Genomic DNA, 15643 nt, shown 5'->3' with positions numbered 1-15643 from the left:
TATAACAGTTTTTGGCTATTACACTTGCCAAAGTAATAAATAGGTCTGTGACCTTATAAACTTCTTATATGAGAGCACTTACAGGAATACTAATAACCATCATCGTATTAACAGGAGCCACTCTTACCGTATTGGCTTTGTGGGGAATACAGCCCATATCGTGGACTATTGTATGGAAATCGGGAGTTACCATCGGCATTGTTTGTGCAACTGTGGTACTTATCTATCTCCTTTATTTTCTGTTTTTCAAGAACTTTCAAAAAAATAGACAAAAATGAAAACTTTCGGTCTGATAGGCTATCCTCTAAAACACTCTTTCTCTTATCGTTTTTTCGGTGAAAAATTCACAAAGGAAAGAATAGATGCTCAATATCTGAATTTTGAGATTGCCGATATAGACAGACTTCCCGATATCATCAAAGAATACACCAAGCTGGCAGGATTAAACGTGACTATTCCGTATAAGGAACAAGTGATTCCTTTTTTGGATGAATTAGACCCGACTGCAAAAGCCATTGGAGCGATTAATGTCATTAAAATCGACAGAAGAGGAGATAATATACACCTCAAAGGTTTTAATTCGGACTACATCGGATTCAGAGATTCTATTTCACCACTGATCAATCCGGAAGTACATCACAAGGCTTTGATTTTGGGTACAGGGGGAGCTTCTAAGGCTGTGGAATACGGGCTCAAAGATCTGAATATAGAAACCCAATATGTATCTCGTTCGAGAAAAGAGGGAGTTATTACCTATGCTGATCTTTCGGAAGAAGTCATGTCGGAATATACAGTTATCATAAATGCCTCACCCATAGGTACGTTTCCGAATATAGACGAATGCCCTGATATTCCATATAATTACATCGGAAAGAAACATTTACTGTACGACCTTGTGTATAATCCGGCAGTTACGAAGTTCCTCGATTTAGGAAAGAAACAAGGAGCAAAAATCAAAAATGGAGAAGAAATGCTTGAGCTGCAAGCAATAGCAGCATGGCATATCTGGAATGAATAGCATCTTAGATAAGAAGATATAAAAGAGAGATTTGCCGAAGAGTCTCTCTTTTCATTATTCCTTCTTACCGGACTTTGATCCGCTGTGTCTTTTTTCGTCAAATGCAGAAATAAACAGATAAACACTGCAAACAGAAACAATACTCAATACGGGAATGTAAACCGATGAAGACAACAACGCCTGACTACCATACAACAGATAGACAATCAAAAGTATAACGCCTACTATACCATACATAACTCCAAGAATAGGGAATAAAGTCGAGAAAACAGAACTTTTTTCTTTTATATTCTTGCGAGACAAGGATGTTTCGGTCTCTATCTGCCGCATGATGCGATATTTAAGATTCTCTCCGGCTCGTTCTTTTGTTCCGGAGAATAAATTCCTCAGCTGATCGTCGTTTCTTTTATTTATATTATTATCCATAACTATATCTATATTAAGTAATAGAAAGTATTAATGACATGTTTTGAAGCGATACCCTGCTATTGCAGCTATGCTTGCAAAGTCAATAGGTCTGAGACCTTAAAATATTTCTTTTTGTACAGATGCCGTTAATAATTCGGCAAACCTTTTCCTCGCTCTGAAAAGCCTTACTTTTACATTCGATTCGCTAAGCGATGTTATCAGAGCAACATCCTTTATCGAATTTTCTTCCAGATAGAACAGAGTCAGTATCAAAGACTCTTCTTTCGGCATACTCTCCAGAGTACGTTCAATTATAACCTTACGTTCATGCTCTTCCATCTGAGCCACGGGGTTCCAGTCATCAGACTGACTTTCGTTATTCAACTCTCTGTAATCAACAAATTCAGTATGGAAACTCGCTACATTTATATAAGACAATGCGGTATTATATACTATACGGTAAAACCATGTCGAAAATTTACTGTCCGCTCTAAAAGTATGTAAATTATGAAAAGCTTTGACAAAGGCATTTTGTACAATATCTTCGGCATCCTGCCTGTTTTCGCAGATACGGAAGGCTATGGTCACAGCCATATCCTGATAGGTATCCACAAAATAGGCAAAGGCGGACGTATCCCCCTTTAGCACTTTACGTATCAACGGCCTCTCATCCATCCGCTTATTCGTCGAAATTTTTGTCCTTTGTGACCAGATAGAAGAGAATATAAGCCAGACCTAAAAACAGCAATATACATGCCGCCAGAATAAAGAATCCGGTATCTTCCGACAAAGTAAAGACGGTTTTCAATATAATTCCGAGAATAAGCCCGATAGCAATTCCCACACACAAAAAACCATTACGCAATGAGCGGTACTTATTAGGTGTTGGTTTTGCCTGAGTTGCAGGCACAATGCCTTGCTTTATCAGTTCCAGATTTTCTTTGTGCTTAGTCCGCAGACCGACCAATCCTAAATACAGACTGAACCCGATTGGAAGGGCTACTGCCGACAGGATTGCTATAATCGGAACCAGATCATCTAAATCATTCATATTTATATTTATTTATTGGGTTACATGAATATGACCGGACAAGTTATATTTTGGTTACAACTTTTTTCGGTTATTTTTTTTGAATCGAACTTTTATCTGAAAGAATGAGACTTCGTCTGTTTAAAATCAGAGATATTTACTCTGTAGACTTTGGAAGACGGTATATTATCCTTTTTCCCGCCTAAAATAAACAACGCTTCATTTTCGTATAACATTTCAGCATTATTTACATCAAAACCAATATAATATCCGGAAAGTTCACCTGTATGAATATTATAAGTATATATCCGCCCACTATCGTAAAGATATACTGTATACTTATTGTCGAAAGCCACAGCCGGACGTTCCATTGACTGAGGCAATTGCCCTTCAATCCGGTATTCTCCGGTAGATATATTATAAGTCCCTATATCATAAAGCGGACGTTCTTTGTACCCTCCAAACAGATAAATAATATTGCCAGCAATAATCCCTTTTGTTTCTTCGGCATTTGCAACAGGCACATCAGGCAACTCATACCAATAACCGCTTTTCAAGTCAAGCATATGCACTTTATTAGTATAACCTTTTACGATTTTATTGCCATGCTCCGATGATTTGACCGAACCGCCCAAGACTATAATGTTATTATCGGCAATGACTGATGCCGAATTAACAGCCTGATGAGGATTTGTTTCATCAATAATTAATGAATCCTGAGCAATATTATATACTTCGACCTTGTTATTCAATCTTTCGAATTTTATATTTTTCGTCTGAAGTTTACCTCCTAATACGTATATTTTACCTTGATTATACAACACATTGTGATATGCCCTTTTTGAAAATCGGTGATTGGATGTCATCCATGTATCTGATCCCAGATCATAAATATACATTCTGTCGCTAAATCTGAATAATTGCATTGCAATGTCTCCTCCGATCACACCTTTCATACTCGCCTCTCTATAATCTTCATCCAGAAATGATCCTTCCGCCGTATGGGCATCTACCGAAATATCCCCACCTATTATATATATTTTATTTTCAGCTATGGTTACTCCAAAGTTGGATAATTCCACCGGAATATCTGCTAATTCAGAATAAGGCAAACTGATTGCCAAATGAGGCTGTACACTTGTTACTGTAACCTGAGATAAAGACTCATCTTGTAATTTCAGATATACAAGATTATCTGATTTCTTAATGTGTCCAACCGTTATTTCCTGCAATGCATAACCGATGCATGAAAATAATATAGTATCATTATCCAATATGGGCTTAAAGCTTTTCAGACTGAATACTCCGTCATTATCCGTTGTTGTTTGTTCTCCTTTGTTCTTTAATGTAATACTTACCCCGGATAAAGGCTGATTAGTCATAAAATCTTTCACCTTTACTTTATCCTGACAAAAAAGAACCTGAGACATACCTGGAATCGCCAATAACATCAATAATCCAATCTTTAGATTCCTCATAAACTCCGTTGGTTTATCTGTTGTATAATACATATTCTCTTACCTTTCTTAGTTCCGACGTATCCACTTTATATAGTTTATCAGAAGGATCACCAAACCTTTTTCCTCCGAGAATATACAATTCGCCTTCTTTATAAAACATCTCGGGATTAACAAGGTCTGTCAATAAATAGTAGGCCTTCATCATATTACTTTTCACATCCAGACAATACAATACCTGATCATTATAGATATAAATGGTCGATTTATTATTATACGCTATAGCAGGACGCTTCATAGCTTCAGGCAGTTTTGCTATTAATTTGTATTCTCCGGAAGAAAGATCATATGTACATATATCATGAAGAGCATATCCCCTGTAGCCTCCGATCAGGTAAATCGTTCCACCTACAACTGTCCCGTTCAGTTCTGAAGCCTTCTCTTTGGGCAGTTCCGGTAATTCGTACCAATATCCGGTCGACAAATTGAGCATATGTCCTTTACTGGTATACACCTGATTACCTCCATTATATAATTTAGTCGATCCACCCAATACTATTATATTATTATCATAAACCACAGACAAGCTATTGACCGCTTGATGCGGATTACTTCGGTCAACAATCAGGGTATCCTTAACCGAATCATATACTTCTATTTTATCATCCAGATATTCTAACTTTTTATTTTTAGAATTGCGTTTTCCGCCAAGTATATATATTTTACCATTGTTATTAATCACGTTATGATTTGCTCTTTTAGAGAAAAGATATCGGGATGTTGTCCATGTATCTGTAGGAATATCATAAACATACATCTTGTCATTATAAGCAATCCATTGAAAAGCTGGCTTTGTTCCACTTATAGGAGCAGCATTAGGTGCGATTACTTCATTTATGGAAATATTCCCACCTACCACATAAATTTTCTCTCCTACAATAGCCGCTCCGAATTCGCTCACCCATCCGGGCATGTGACTAAGTTCGGTAAAAGGAATAGAGGACAGCAGTTCGGGTTCACGGCCCTCAACTACAGCCTGACCTAAAACTTCGACCTTCATTTTAAGGTAAACGGTGTATTCCATGCCTTTCAATGCCGAAATCGGAATAATCTCCTGACCATACCCGACACTCGATACGATCAGAGTATCTTTTTCGGTTATAGGATGTAATTTTTGCAGATCGAACATCCCATCGTCTCCGGTCTGGAGCTGTCTCGATGTTTTTTTCAGCAGAATACCTGCTCCCGATAAAGGCTGATTAGTCATAAAATCTTTCACAGTGACTTTATTCTGAGCAGATAACAATATCCAAGGATAGATAAGTAAAAGAAAAAAGGCTAGTTGTTTCGTATTCATAGTGTTTCAGTGTTTGGTTAAAAGTGATGTCTAAAGTTAAGAATAAATCTAAGGCAGAAATAAAAAGGGGATCGTTTTTCAACCATCCCCTTTCTTTCTGTCAACTATTTTCAAGTTTCTCTTTTTTTCTTTTCTTATATCGTTTCCGGTACACAATATATCCTGATACTAAGATAGACACAAATAATACTCCGGAAATGAAAACAAACAAATCGGATAACATCTCGAAATATAGAGGATATATCCGTCCGACATGTACTTCGAGACTGGCATGCCACAAAGACATCCGTCCGTTTTCGACCAGTTGAGTCGGCATCGGCGTAAACTGAATATCAGAATTTAGGGTATGGGCCCCTTTTCCGTATTCAAATGCAACCGGATATCCTTTATAGTCATTAATGTAACCACTTACCGGATTTGTAATTGTAGGACGTCCTCCCATTTGCGGTATATGCGGCGTTTTTGTAATAGCATTTATACTCTCTCCCGTATGCTTATCCCAATAAAAAAGGCCGCTGAAAGACCCTACAACCCATTGAGTCGAATCGAGCTGCTCCATAACATTTACCCCCATCACACTTACAGGTGGTGTCTTTTTCATTTTCTGAGGAGTATCCTTCAGATCTTGCATTTTGTAAAAACCTTCAGAGGAATATACAATCCATTCTTTATCAAATGCATCATATCTCAATGTCCTTAGTTTGTCAAACCAAGCATTACCGCTTGCCAGAGATGTTCCCGGTATCGGAACCATTTTACCCCTTATAATAGAGATCAGCAGCGGCGGACGCAGGAAAGCACCTGAAATACCCAATATCAGAAAAAAGACAAGAAGCATTACCCCCAACTTATTATGCCATTTAAGCGATCCTTTCCAAGTGGAAGTATATCCGGCTGTTTCTTTTTGCTTCTTCTTACGGCGTTTTATTATTCCCGGAAATAGAGTGATAATTATTCCTGTAATACAAAAAAAGATGGCGACCAATCCAAGAAAATCAACAAATAAACGTCCGGGCATATGAAACAATTCTCCACTATGCAAAGTCCACATAGTGCGGAAGAGTGATGCTTCTTTTTTATAAAAAACGGGAGCTTTCAGCTCAATTTTTGTATAGAAATCGTACGGATATGCGGAAACATATATATGAGAGCGGGTCATTACAAACAGAGAATCATCCTTTACCGCCAAATCGCTGATTCTTTCGTCTAACTCTGCCTTTTTTGACAGATTTATCCATTCAGACTTTGACTTATCTAATCGATATAAATCGAATGTCGACACGGTAAAAACATCTCCCCGATCAGACTTAACAATGCTGGTTATGGAACGGTTATCGGCTCCCTCCTTAAAACCATCCTGATATGAGGTAAAACCCGAATAATTCTTATCGGTCAACCACAAGCCGCTGCTGCCGTATACAAAAACAGAATCGGCTGATAAATCGAAGCTCCCCTTGATTGCTCCGTTATTCCAATTATTGTACCTGTAGTTCTCAGGCATCCACGAACGTGGAATATCCAAGCTGGAAATCAATTGACGGTGATTCAGAAATATACCTGATACCGAAAACATAATAATGAAGAATGATGACACCAAGCCTATCCACTTGTGCCACCATCTCATTTTGCGTGCTTTTTTCTTTAGTTTAGTTTCCATTTTAGACTGACATAGAAAGTTCTACCCGGTGATATACTCGAATAGAAACTACTAAATTTAGTTTTATAGTCGAATAAATTATTAATTCCTGCATTGAGAGTAAATCTATATGGCAAAGGCTGCGCATAAGTTAAACGCCAGACAGAATATCCATCGTAATGAATTTTATACTCATCGGTGGTTATACTCGTCATTCCGGTATTCTCGTCTATTTCAGAAATATCTTCGTTGCCGTATGTATCCATTGAACTAAAATATTTACCACTGAAACTTAATGTAGGATTATATTTTCTGAAGAACCGAGACGTATAATCAACACGGAATGTGGCTGTATGAGGTCTTTCCGTTGATTTCTTACCCAAATCATCATGAACATAAGTATAAGAAGCTTTCAACAAAATATTACTGCGCAACTGGTGAGATATACCTAATTCTACTCCCAATATTTTCGCTTTGCCCAAATTTCGATAATAGATGGTGTCGTTATTCAGCCAAATCGAGCTGATCTTATTGTCCATCAGCGAATATTGACCCATTGCGGTTATTACAGTTTTTCCCAAAGAGACTTCAGTCGAGAGATTAAAGTTATTGCTTTTCTCCGGTTTGAGGTCTTTACTTCCGACGATCTGGAAACCTCCTCCATATGGATGGAACCAGTCGGTATATAGTTCTTTCAGGGTTGGAGAACGAAAGCCTCCGGAATATCCTCCACGCAATGTTACGCGGGACATCGGCTTATACATTGCCGATAAATGGGGGGTCAAACGTCCTTTAAACTTAGAATGATAATCATACCTCAAGCCTGTTACCAATGTCAATTTGTTATTCAAAACCCATTCCTGCTGAGTATAGCCCGAATAAGTATAAGCATCACGTTTGGCATTGCTTCCATCACTTTCAAACATAAATGTCATCAGATCATCCGAAAAGACCTCAAATCCTGCAACAAAGGAATGCCGACGACCTATTTTCTGATCATATATCCCTCCGACGTACCATTGAGTGTTTTCATAATTTTTCTCTTCTTCTTTAAGCAAACGGTAATAGTCGTATTTATTATACTTATCATAATTTCCGGATAGAGATAAATGCCTGTCTTCCGAAAATGTATATTCGGCTTTTAAACCTCCCGAATAATCATAATAACGATCTCTCACTTTTTTACCGTCTAATCCTCCGGGGTTCCGTTCTTTAAAGTAGTATCCGCCTTTAGCTTCTATCTGCAACTTATCAGAGGCATTAATACCAACTTTTCCTGATAAACTATAATCCTTATAGCCAGCAATAATAGTTTCACTCAGGTCTCTTTCTTCTTTTGTTCCATCTTCGAATTCCTGAGTAAGGGGAGAACGGTCTTTCAATGTATAAGGATCTCGTTGTTTCATTGATCCGGTTATGGAGGCATATCCCCATTTTTGTCGGGAACCTACGGTTAATCCGTAATTCTGTTCACCTTCACTGGCAAATCTACTGTTTGCGGTTATTTCGATAGGTTTCTCCGGCTTTCTGCCTATAATATTGATTACGCCACCCACTGCATTCGATCCGTATAGAGACGAAGCCGCACCCTTCATGATCTCTATTCGCTCCACATTATCCATGTCTACACGATTGTAATCTATATTGTCGAAAGTTTCTCCTGCAATCCGTTCTCCATCCATTAAGAACAGGACGTATTTACCTCCGAAACCTAACATATTAATATTTGCATGTCCGCCATTATTTGTAAAATTGATACCGGGAAGCTCGTATTCCAATAATTCTCTAAAATTGGCAACCTGTGCTTTCTCTAAAACCTTCGACGATATAATCTGAACGGCTATAGGTACATTTTTCAACAGCCGTTCGGTACGGGTAGCTGATACTACAACCTGATCTAAATCGACTGATTTTTTACATAACGGGATATTTATATCTTGATCACCTGCTGACAAATCAACTGATATTTTTTGTTCTTCATAACCTAATGCCGACACATGTAATATTACTCTTTCATTTTTCAAACCCGGCAATTTGAATATACCATCGGACTCGGACAAAATGGCTTTGTTGTATCCGGGCAAACTGATTGTCGCTCCATGTAACACCTCATAGGAGCCGCAATCCACAACTTTTCCTCTGATAATACGATTTTGAGTATAAACCGTAAGGGTTGTAAATAATAATACTAAAGATATGAGAAATCTCATGATTTATGATTGATTAAGGACATAGACCACTTCTATCCGAATATATTCGGGCAGAAAGGTTATGCTATTATAATTAGGCAAGGATTAAAAAAACATAGAGTTAAAGGAAAATGCCAGACAGAATTTTTTCTCTGGCATTTTCCTTTAAGGTCTCAGACCTTCTTATCGACTTTGGCCGTATTTAGACAACGGTCAGTCATTGTATATCTAATGTACAATTAGATACTTTCGGTTACTTACAAAGCCTCTAACTTAGATCTTATTCTTAAAATTTGGTAGAGCCATCAGCATTATACTGATATTTAAAACTCACATATCCGGCAGCGTTCTTTTCGTTCTTATTATCATATAATGATAATTTCACATAGTTGCCATCTGCAGCTTTAACGACATAAATCGAACCATTGATGGTATACTTGGGAGGAGGATTACTTGTATCAACAGTCAGCCATCCGGTCAAAGTCTGAGAAAAAGGCTGGTCTTCTGTAGTTATTCCTGTTCCTGTAAATGAAGTTGTGATCGTTCCGATCTCATCGGTTTTATAACCTGAAGACGGAGCCTCTTTTATATCATCCCAATTAGTAGAAGTAGTCTGAACTACTGCACCTTTACCTTTACCCGATTTACCGCCGTTCAGCCTTATATCTCCTCTATGGAAAGCTATATCCCAAGAAAGATCATTTGCAAAGTCAGTAACTGTTACAACCGCATTTTTCGAGAAAGAGAAATATACCCAATCGGTATATGATTTAACATCAAGAAACTCTACTGTTTTAACAGTACCGGGAGTCCCCCCGTTATTTTTTCCGCTATCGTCATCGTCATCGCTGCATGCAGAAAATGCAAAAAACACACATAAAAATAATGCTAAAAACTTAAATTGATTTTTCATTGTTTATGAAGGTTGATTAGTGTACAATTATGTTTACAAAGATATAATCATAAGAAAACCAATACAATCCCTAAAAACCATGAATATTCAGCTGCCCAATACCTAATTATAGTTATAGATAAATCCGGCCTATAATAGACAAGATCTATCAACTGTAAATATTTTACCAAGTACAGGATTTATCCTTTCACCACCATACACAAACTGTCCTCGAGAGCTGTTACTGAATGAATAATATTGACCGGAATATTCACTTCGTCATACTGATTCATCATCACAGTTTTATCTCCTTCTTTATAAATTACTTTTCCTTCGAGGACAACCAAACGCGCAGGAATATCTGTCTTATGATCATCCAAAATCATCTTATCTTTAAAGCCTATTATTATAACTTTAAAGTTATCACCGCTTTTTAAAACTCTTGGAACCGGACGTTTTGCCGACTCCACATCTTTCTTAATATCTTTTATTGTCATAGATTTTACATTAAGGTCTAAGACCTATTTATTAAACACTTATATATGTCTCGATTTTATCTTTATTTTTACAACTCCAACATCTATATCCCTTTCCTCTCAACAGACCAATTATCGGAGCCGGAACAAACGGAGTCAACAACTTTAAAATCTCGCCCTCCGATAACGCATTTGCCTTTGATAAAATATCCTGCATCGGAGTCCCCCCGCCATTGATAACAGGGCAAGCATCAAAAACCACCGTCACAGCCTCATTCTTTGCCCAAATAGGACGTTCCTCTTTCAAAATCTCCGAATCGGAAGAATCTTCGCCTGAGACGGATAAGCCTGCTGCATTCCTCAGAGTGGTTATTAAAACAGACAGATCTAAATTTCCGACTTCGGCTACTTGTTTCAATGAAGCTACTTTCGCTACGGTTTTTCGTAGGATCGGATTTTTCAATTTCGCAAAAGCAGGAGACATGTTCAAGAGTACCTCTTCCAATTCGGGATAGTATTCGAGTATCTCCCCCACTTTTGTTTGTATTGTGATATCGGGCTTTTCCATATCAGCGGGATGTATATGAAAGCAGACGCTGCTCTCCTTCGAGTTTTCTTAAGTTAGTCAGATCCTGAGTACATTCGACTACCCCCAGATATTCGCCGTTTTCGCCCCGCATGGCAATGTATTCGATATAAATAAACTGCCCTTTAAAGTTGATCCAGAATGCTGCATTCGATTCTTTTCCGCTTTTAAAATCATCGAGAATCTGATCTACAACATGTACACTTCCGGGGGGGTGGCAAAGCTGTACTTTGCGTCCGATTATAGCTCTGTTGCGGTCGAATATACGATGTGGCCCGAGAGAAAAGAATTTCACCTTGTCATCCTTGTCAACAAATGTGATATCCATCGGCAGCAGATTAAAGAAAGCAGTCAATTCATCTATCGAAAAGCTTCCTGTTGGCAACTGTACATTACCGTTTTGCGAGTAAGAGACATCACTAACTTCTATATCTTCCGGATGCCATTTATCAGATGGATCATATAAACAGAAACCAAACTCAAGGGTCTGTTGGTATATCTGATACCACTCTATATCGGTCAGAGTATCCATACACATCGGAAGAAGTATCTCTTCTTCTTTCATAATCATGCCTTCAACAGATACCAGTACAGGCTCTAAAGTATAAGCTATGATTGTATAAAGATCTTCAACTGACATATCGTCCTGTACATCCAATACTTCATGAGCGGATTTTAACAACTCCCTTGTTTCGTCATGTTTGCCCCACATTACTTTAGGAGGTCCTGTTATTTCATGCTTTTCCATAAAAGGAAACAACAGGTATTCTTTTCTCCGGTAATGCTTATCCACGTCTGACAAAGCATTATATAATGCTTTCAGTTTTAATAAATAGCCCTTTATATCTGTATCTTTTAGTTGAGATGCTTGATTAAACAAAGCCCTCACCTGCACTATTACTTTTTCGAGTTCCTTGTTTTCTTTTTTGAAAGTATCCACAGGATGTCCTGCGGGAACTTCTTTCGCAAAAGTCTGATCGATATGTCCATCCAATACCGCTGTATGAATATCACAGAAACGGAGAACTTCTTCTTCAGGCAATCCTTCGGAAATCAATTCTTGTTCGACCTCCACAACCTCATTATAAGGTACAGTTTTGAGATACTCTTCCAATCGCTTTCTTATAGCATCGGGAGCCTCACCCGAGTGCAGCTGCAGGATAAGATGCTTAAGCAATTCTTTCCTTTTTGCAGAATTATTAATCAGTTCACTCATAATTTTATCAGATTTATTTTTAGGTAACCCCATCTTATATTTTAAACAAATGTAGTACACTATAATGTTTAAAATCTGTATCATATGTTACACAACACCAAAAAAGCAATGTTATCGCTACTGATCATATCATGTATTTCAGATAAAATCTTATTATCTTTATCATCCGTTACCTAATACCTGAAATAAAGAAAGGGATATACCAGAACTTAGATTTTTAACGCAACAAGCAAATGAAATCAGAAATCAGACACATAGAGACAATCATTATAGGTGGAGGTCCCGGAGGTGCTACATGCGGATACATGCTTGCACAAAAGTCAAAAGAAAGCCTGATAATAGAACGCAGCCAATTCCCCAGAGATAAAGTCTGCGGAGGAGGACTTACTCCGAAATGTTACAGACTCATAGATAAAATATTTGGCGGCATTACCTATGATTATCAATCAGTAAAAAAACTCGAAGTACACCTTGGTCAAAGCCGAAACCGTACATTCGACTTATCTGATGAGATACGGGTGGTATGCCGTAAAGACTTTGATCAGATTTTACTCGAGGCATACAAACAAGCTGGAGGTGAAGTCGTACCCGGAAGAGCTAAAACAATAGAAGAACGGGACGGAAAAGTATTTGTGACTCTGGCAGACAACCGTCAGTTTTCATGCAATAAGTTAATCGGAGCGGACGGAGGAAACAGTATCGTTCGAAAATACCTCGATCCGAATAACAAACGGAAAATGCTTTTATTGGAAAAAACCGTTCTCAATAAAAAATTCGACAATATAAAACTATACTTCGATACTAAACTCGAAAAAGGTTATATGTACATGTTTCCCAACCCCGAAGGATGCGTTATCGGATATGGCGACATGAATACCAGCAAACATGAGTTTCAGAGAAGGATACAAGAAGCGGGACTTCCCGATGCAGATAAACAAAAAGGAGCATATCTGCCCATCTTCGATAATATAGAATACCCGATGAAGAACAATATTATACTTATCGGCGATGCAGGAGGGTATGTAGATTCGATATCAGGTGAAGGCATATTTTATGCTATCCAAACGGGAGGATTTGCGGCAATGTCTATTATCGAAGAATCTTCGTTTAAAGAACTTTGCGGAGGTATTATTACCCGTATGCGAAAAATAAATCAATTGTCGGAATACTTCTATAATAAGCTGGTACATTATCCATTAGTATACTTTTGCACAACTGATTTTATGTATAATCGTATCCGCCGTAAAATAGACGATTATTTAGCTAGATAAAGAATTGTCATCGATTATGAATAAACAAATCAGACACATACAAACCATTATAGTAGGGGCAGGTCCCGCAGGCAGTGTCTGTGGTTACATTCTTGCAAAAAATCAATGTGAATGCCTGATTATTGAAAGAAAAGAATTTCCCCGCGAAAAGCTTTGCGGAGGAGGGCTTACCCCTAAGTCGGTACGTCTGCTCAGCCGTATATACCCCGATCTGCAATACAATTATCTTACAGTACACCAGATGGAAGTGCATTCGCCCAACCAACTATTGGCTAATTTCCGTATGACCGAAGGAATACGCACCGTCGTCCGAAAAGATTTCGATAATGTACTGCTCGATCAATACAAATCTATTGGAGGAGAAGTTCTCCATGCCAAGGTGGCATCTATCGAAGAAAAAGAGGACAAAATATACCTCACTTTGGGAGATAAAACAGTCATATCTTGCAATACTCTGGTCGGAGCCGACGGAGCAAACAGCATTGTCCGCAAATACATAGAACCGAATCGCAAGAAAGGGCTTGTGTGGATGGAGAAAGGCGTATCAGATAAATCGGAAAGAAACATTAAAATATTTTTCGATAAACGTTACAGAATGGGATATGGGTATGTTTTTCCGAACGTAAACGGCTATGTCTCAGGATACGGACACGACAACACTCCTACTCTGGCTGAATTTGACGAAATGCTGTCGAATCACCACCTCTCAAAAGACGGAAAAATAAAAGGAGCATATATCCCTACAATGGACAAGATAGAATATCCTTTCCGAAAGAATATTATACTCATTGGTGATGCCGGGAGCTATACGGATTCTGTTACCAGCGAAGGATTGTTTTATGCAATGAAAACCGGAGAGAATGCCGCCACGGCAATACTTCTGGATAAGGATTTCAGAGTAGTAAACGAAAAAATAATTCTGCGCATCCGAAAAATCCGTAATCTGGCTATACTTTTTTACAGCAGCTTCGGTCAATGGATTTTTTACCGTACCTGCAAACGCAAATCACTTTATAAGAAGATTTGTGAAAAAATAGATTTATATATTGCTAAATGAAAGAATCATCTTATAAATTATTCGCACTCAAGTCTAAAGATAACCTTAGCCTGCTTGAAAGATTAAAAAACAACCCCGAAATAAGAACATGCTATATTTCAGGGGAATATGTACATGTAACCTTTCGAGACAACCGCCCTATAGAAATTCACGGAACAGAAATGAAAGAGATTAAACCCGATCCAGAAAATATTTAATTTCTAACTTACAGACAATTACACACATCACGATCTTGCCTTTAATCAATTTTTCATTAGTTAAAAGCATATAAAATTCGCTCCTACACCTTATCTATAACTAAATAGACTTAATCTATATTATTTAGAATAATTATAAACTAGCTACTCTATAAGCTTTTTTATCCTTTTTCATGCATCCCAAAACATCTATTTTGCTATATTTACATAGCAAAACTATATATTTAATGTGATTTTAAAATTACATTTATAAATATATTCAACACCTTGAATGATCAATATTTGTTTTTATCATGGAAAAGCAAAGCTATATATCAACTATCAAAGACAAAGTCGGTGTTAATGTCAACCGATGCTATCAATGCGGTAAGTGTTCAGCAGGATGTGCTGTTGCCGAAGACATGGACTATCCGCCAAGTATGGTCATGCGTATGCTGCAAACCAATGACAGCATGAACTACACGGCCTTATTGAAATCGGAATCCATCTGGCTGTGTATATCGTGTCAGAACTGCCTTACACGCTGTCCTATGCAGATAGATATTCCTGCATTGATGGATTATATGCGGGAAAAGGCATTAGAAGAAAAAACGATCAACAAAAAATCAAATAATATATTATCATTCCACCGGGCATTTCTCGATTCGGTAAAATTTACGGGACGACTTTACGAGATCGGTCTTGTTGCCGGATACAAAGCCCGGACAATGAACCTCACTCAGGATTTGGACGTAGCCCCTTCGATGTTCATGAAAGGCAAACTGCCCATTATTCCCGAAAGAGTGAAAAACAAGAAACAGATCTCTGCCATCTTTTCCAAAACGAAGGAATAAGGTCTAACAATCAATTAAAA

17 protein-coding genes are annotated in these 15643 nt (G+C 37.9%); 6 read left to right on the top strand and 11 right to left on the bottom strand.

Annotated features, from left to right (window positions below; all coding sequences use genetic code 11):
* Positions 1-68: 68 nt before the first annotated feature.
* Both K322_RS0107825 and K322_RS0107820 read left to right on the top strand, forming a co-directional pair.
* Positions 69-278, top strand: coding sequence for a hypothetical protein (locus K322_RS0107825; RefSeq protein ID WP_026626390.1), 210 nt, complete (start codon positions 69-71; stop codon positions 276-278).
* Complete coding sequence (locus K322_RS0107820) at positions 275-1018, top strand: shikimate dehydrogenase family protein (protein WP_026626389.1); 744 nt, start codon at positions 275-277, stop codon at positions 1016-1018. Before K322_RS0107825 ends, K322_RS0107820 begins: the two co-directional genes overlap by 4 nt.
* Before the next feature lie 54 nt (positions 1019-1072).
* Here the strand turns inward: K322_RS0107820 and K322_RS0107815 are convergent, their stop codons facing one another.
* The 11 genes from K322_RS0107815 to K322_RS0107765 form a co-directional block, all read right to left on the bottom strand.
* Positions 1073-1444: a hypothetical protein gene (locus tag K322_RS0107815; protein WP_035331684.1), complete on the bottom strand. Its 372-nt coding sequence runs from the start codon at positions 1442-1444 to the stop codon at positions 1073-1075.
* Between the two features lie 99 nt (positions 1445-1543).
* Positions 1544-2101, bottom strand: a complete 558-nt coding sequence (locus K322_RS0107810; protein WP_026626387.1) for an RNA polymerase sigma factor — start codon at positions 2099-2101, stop codon at positions 1544-1546.
* A 4-nt stretch (positions 2102-2105) separates the two neighbouring features.
* A complete protein-coding gene (locus tag K322_RS0107805; protein ID WP_051290702.1) occupies positions 2106-2477 on the bottom strand; it encodes a DUF6249 domain-containing protein in 372 nt (123 codons plus the stop codon).
* Between the two features lie 92 nt (positions 2478-2569).
* Complete coding sequence (locus K322_RS0107800; protein WP_169714137.1) at positions 2570-3934, bottom strand: Kelch repeat-containing protein; 1365 nt, start codon at positions 3932-3934, stop codon at positions 2570-2572.
* A gap of 13 nt (positions 3935-3947) precedes the next feature.
* Positions 3948-5270 (bottom strand): Kelch repeat-containing protein, encoded by a 1323-nt coding sequence (locus tag K322_RS0107795; RefSeq protein ID WP_026626384.1) that lies wholly within the window; start codon positions 5268-5270, stop codon positions 3948-3950.
* Between the two features lie 100 nt (positions 5271-5370).
* Positions 5371-6927, bottom strand: a complete 1557-nt coding sequence (locus tag K322_RS0107790; protein ID WP_051290701.1) for a PepSY-associated TM helix domain-containing protein — start codon at positions 6925-6927, stop codon at positions 5371-5373.
* Positions 6912-9116 (bottom strand): TonB-dependent receptor, encoded by a 2205-nt coding sequence (locus tag K322_RS0107785; RefSeq protein ID WP_035331683.1) that lies wholly within the window; start codon positions 9114-9116, stop codon positions 6912-6914. The genes K322_RS0107790 and K322_RS0107785 overlap by 16 nt, the downstream gene beginning before the upstream one ends.
* Before the next feature lie 265 nt (positions 9117-9381).
* Positions 9382-10008, bottom strand: a complete 627-nt coding sequence (locus K322_RS18910; protein ID WP_051290700.1) for an HmuY family protein — start codon at positions 10006-10008, stop codon at positions 9382-9384.
* Between the two features lie 179 nt (positions 10009-10187).
* Positions 10188-10484, bottom strand: coding sequence for a cupin domain-containing protein (locus K322_RS0107775; RefSeq protein ID WP_026626381.1), 297 nt, complete (start codon positions 10482-10484; stop codon positions 10188-10190).
* A gap of 31 nt (positions 10485-10515) precedes the next feature.
* Positions 10516-11031, bottom strand: coding sequence for a DUF1858 domain-containing protein (locus tag K322_RS0107770; protein WP_035331681.1), 516 nt, complete (start codon positions 11029-11031; stop codon positions 10516-10518).
* Position 11032: 1 nt separating this feature from the next.
* On the bottom strand, positions 11033-12265 hold the full coding sequence (locus tag K322_RS0107765; RefSeq protein ID WP_026626379.1) for a DUF438 domain-containing protein: 1233 nt from the start codon (positions 12263-12265) through the stop codon (positions 11033-11035).
* 233 nt (positions 12266-12498) lie between these two features.
* Between K322_RS0107765 and K322_RS0107760 the strand changes: the two genes are divergently transcribed.
* From K322_RS0107760 to K322_RS0107745, 4 genes are all read left to right on the top strand, one after another.
* Positions 12499-13536, top strand: a complete 1038-nt coding sequence (locus K322_RS0107760; protein ID WP_026626378.1) for an NAD(P)/FAD-dependent oxidoreductase — start codon at positions 12499-12501, stop codon at positions 13534-13536.
* A 16-nt stretch (positions 13537-13552) separates the two neighbouring features.
* Positions 13553-14593, top strand: a complete 1041-nt coding sequence (locus tag K322_RS0107755; protein WP_026626377.1) for an NAD(P)/FAD-dependent oxidoreductase — start codon at positions 13553-13555, stop codon at positions 14591-14593.
* Positions 14590-14790 carry a hypothetical protein gene (locus tag K322_RS0107750; RefSeq protein WP_026626376.1) on the top strand — a complete coding sequence of 67 codons (201 nt, stop codon included), beginning with the start codon at positions 14590-14592 and terminating at the stop codon, positions 14788-14790. The genes K322_RS0107755 and K322_RS0107750 overlap by 4 nt, the downstream gene beginning before the upstream one ends.
* Positions 14791-15083: 293 nt before the next feature.
* On the top strand, positions 15084-15623 hold the full coding sequence (locus K322_RS0107745; RefSeq protein ID WP_026626375.1) for a 4Fe-4S dicluster domain-containing protein: 540 nt from the start codon (positions 15084-15086) through the stop codon (positions 15621-15623).
* The last annotated feature ends 20 nt before the right edge of the window (positions 15624-15643 follow it).

This window comes from Indolivaga capnocytophagoides DSM 22835 (genome assembly GCF_000426485.1).
GTDB classification, from domain to species: Bacteria; Bacteroidota; Bacteroidia; order Bacteroidales; family Dysgonomonadaceae; genus Dysgonomonas_A; species Dysgonomonas_A capnocytophagoides.
Note: the sequence above shows the minus strand (reverse complement) of the source record. Positions and strands in the feature narration are given on the sequence as shown.